The organism is Shigella sp. FC1967 (genome assembly GCF_001743005.1).
Classification (GTDB): Bacteria; Pseudomonadota; Gammaproteobacteria; order Enterobacterales; family Enterobacteriaceae; genus Proteus.
In genome coordinates this window covers 1-2,732 of record NZ_MIIZ01000836.1, presented here as the reverse complement: position 1 = coordinate 2,732, position 2,732 = coordinate 1, and the positions used below count along the sequence as shown (strand labels likewise).

At 36.9% G+C, this 2,732-nt stretch carries 4 protein-coding genes and 1 tRNA gene; 2 read left to right on the top strand and 3 right to left on the bottom strand.

Going from position 1 to position 2,732, the window contains the following annotated elements; genetic code table 11:
* The first annotated feature begins 169 nt into the window (after positions 1 to 169).
* Positions 170 to 463: a YlaC family protein gene (locus BHE89_RS25885; protein WP_286146159.1), complete on the top strand. Its 294-nt coding sequence runs from the start codon at positions 170 to 172 to the stop codon at positions 461 to 463.
* Between the two features lie 330 nt (positions 464 to 793).
* Positions 794 to 869 (top strand) — tRNA-Asn (locus BHE89_RS14230).
* Between the two features lie 143 nt (positions 870 to 1,012).
* Here the strand turns inward: BHE89_RS14230 and BHE89_RS14225 are convergent.
* The 3 genes from BHE89_RS14225 to BHE89_RS14215 all read right to left on the bottom strand — a co-directional run.
* Complete coding sequence (locus tag BHE89_RS14225) at positions 1,013 to 1,606, bottom strand: NAD(P)H-dependent oxidoreductase (RefSeq protein WP_069367448.1); 594 nt, start codon at positions 1,604 to 1,606, stop codon at positions 1,013 to 1,015.
* 90 nt (positions 1,607 to 1,696) lie between these two features.
* The gene (locus BHE89_RS14220) at positions 1,697 to 2,500 is read right to left on the bottom strand and encodes an AraC family transcriptional regulator (protein ID WP_128860568.1); all 804 of its coding nucleotides are present in this window, start codon (positions 2,498 to 2,500) and stop codon (positions 1,697 to 1,699) included.
* A gap of 20 nt (positions 2,501 to 2,520) precedes the next feature.
* A partial coding sequence (locus tag BHE89_RS14215; RefSeq protein ID WP_216081011.1) for an AraC family transcriptional regulator occupies positions 2,521 to 2,732 on the bottom strand: 212 nt, incomplete at its 5' end.

Here is a 2,732-nt window from a genome sequence, read left to right as displayed (position 1 = left end):
ACAGTTAATAACCCAGAATTTAAAAAAAAAACTGTTCTACCCCGCTTTTTCTTGTCCCCCGTGATAATCTAGTAAATAAGAAACAAAGTTTGCAACATTCATCTCTTAAGGTGTTTACAATGAAATGTATTAAAAAGAAAATCTTAGAGCGTGATTTAGATCGGATCAAATAAAAGCAGAAAAAAAGAGACGGGGAAACCCCCATCTTAATAGTCAGTTTTTAAAAAATCATATTTGGTTATGCATCAGCATGGTTCTCTCTTATGTATTACTTGCTGCATTATTAATTTATTCACCTTACTTTGGTGTTATCTCGCTCGTTCTCTTTACTGTGATGTTCTTAGTTATGGCAGGTATCTTGTTATTTGATATAAAACCTATCTATAAATTTGAAGATATTGGTGTTCTCGATTTAAGGGTTTGCTATAACGGTGAATGGTATACCTTTGAAAAAACTCTCTGATGAAGCCATCAATGAGATCTATCAGCACCCTGCAATATCTCAACAAATAAAAAAAAGACATTCGCGAGATCATCAATAAAAAAACAAGAAATTCATTTTTACGATGTGTATTTAATGGCATTTGATCCCGTTCAACAATCCATTTCAGCATCACAACTATCCCCTCAAGCCTAAGTAATTCTCCGTGTTACACACAAAAACACGGAGAATTACTTCTATTATTTAGCCACTTTGGCGATAAACCAATCAAACAGATATTTTATCCACTTTTAACGTTGACACTCTGATATATCATCGTTATTATGCGCCTCGTTCTCAAGAGAACTCGCTTCCTCCATAGTTCAGTCGGTAGAACGGCGGACTGTTAATCCGTATGTCACTGGTTCGAGTCCAGTTGGAGGAGCCAAATTTAAAAGAGCCTGCACTATTTAAGTGCGGGCTTTTTGTTTTCTGTGTTCTTATCATCTAAATTAGCGGCCTAAAATCCAATCTAGATCGCTACCTTTATTGATTAATAGAGCGATAATCGATATCTAGCAAGATAAATAGCTAACCCACTATTCCAACAATTTCGTGTTTTAAATGTTGTTTATACGCCTCAACATCTTGTTCAATTTGCGGTTGTTTTACCACATCAAACATTCCGAATGTTTTTAAACCTTCCATACCTAAAAACTGGTTCGCTTTATGGAATGGGAAATAGACAGCATCAATACCTTTTCCTTCAAAGAACTGTTCTTGTTCTTCAAAAGATCCAACAGGTGCATTCCAAGTGACAGAAAGAAGATACTTTTTACCTTGTAGTAACCCACCTGAACCATATTTTTTCAACGGATCTTTTCGTGTACGGCCATCATCAATATACATTTTGCCGTATCCAGCACTAAATACATCATCAATGTATTTTTTTAAGATCCAAGGACCTTCCATCCACCATGCTGGCATTTGATAAATGATGACATCAGCCCATAAGTATTTATCAACTTCTTCGTTATTATCATAACCATCATCAATGCGTGTTGATTGCACATTTATCTGATACGAAGACAACAACTCTGTGGCAACTTGCGTTAAATGGTCGTTAAGCTTCCCTTCAGAACCATCAAACGCTTTTGCTGCATTAATAATAAAAACATTAGTCACTTCTAAACTCCTTTGCATACACATAGTTGATAAGCTGACTGTAACGTAATTATCTATTGCTAGCTTAACTCATTTCTCCATTATTCTTGCCTAATAATCCAAAGATATGCTTTCTGATCCTGATGCTTTTAAGCGTTGAATATCTTTTAAGGGCGATAATCCAAATAATCGCTGATATTCACGACTAAACTGTGATGGACTTTCATAACCGACAATAAATGCCGCTTCAGAAACATCACTCATTTCAATCAACATGATCCTTCTCGCTTCATTCAGTCGTAACCATTTTTGATATTGCAACGGCGTCATGCCAGTTCGATTTTTAAAGTGAAAATGAAATGAAGAGGTGCTCATACCCACTAATGTTGTGAGAGCTTCAATCCGAATTGTTTTGCGATAATGTTGTTTAATCCAATCAAGAGCATGACTAATTTGCCGACACTGAGGATGTTGTGATGCTAATAATTGCTGACGCGCACCATCATTTGATCGTAATAAGTAATAAAGGATCTCTTTTTGGATCAACGGAGCAATAAAAGGGGCATCTTCGGGTGTATCAATGAGTTTTATAAGCCTTGTTACAGCTTGTAAGATTGGCTCGGTTGCTTGAACAATTTGTTGAGCCCGAATTTTGTTATTTTCTTGTAGTAATTCAAACTTATTTTCAGCGAGCAGTTCAGGTAATAGCGCGAGGTCTAATTTTAGCAATATCGCTAAAAAAGGGGTTTCTTTTGACGCTTCACAAACTTTAGCAAAAGTCGGTATTTCTGATGATGTTAAAAGCATATTCATAGGGCGATAGCAATTTGTCTCTAGCCCTATCGTTATCTGCTTTGCACCTTGCGCAGCAATAGCTAAGCTTGGCTCATACACCCAGCCTTCTGGTTCTGTCATAGAAGTATATCGGCATAACGCTAAAACCAGAAACCGTTGTATCCCATCCCCCCCTCTTTATCTTTTGTATATAGAAGAAGTGTTTTTTTAAATTGCTCAAACGCGAATACCATTGGTACTGATAATTTCGTAGGCCCTATCGTTATCTGCTTTGCACCTTGCGCAGCAATAGCTAAGCTTGGCTCATACACCCAGCCTTCTGGTTCTGTCATAGAAGTATATCGGCATAACG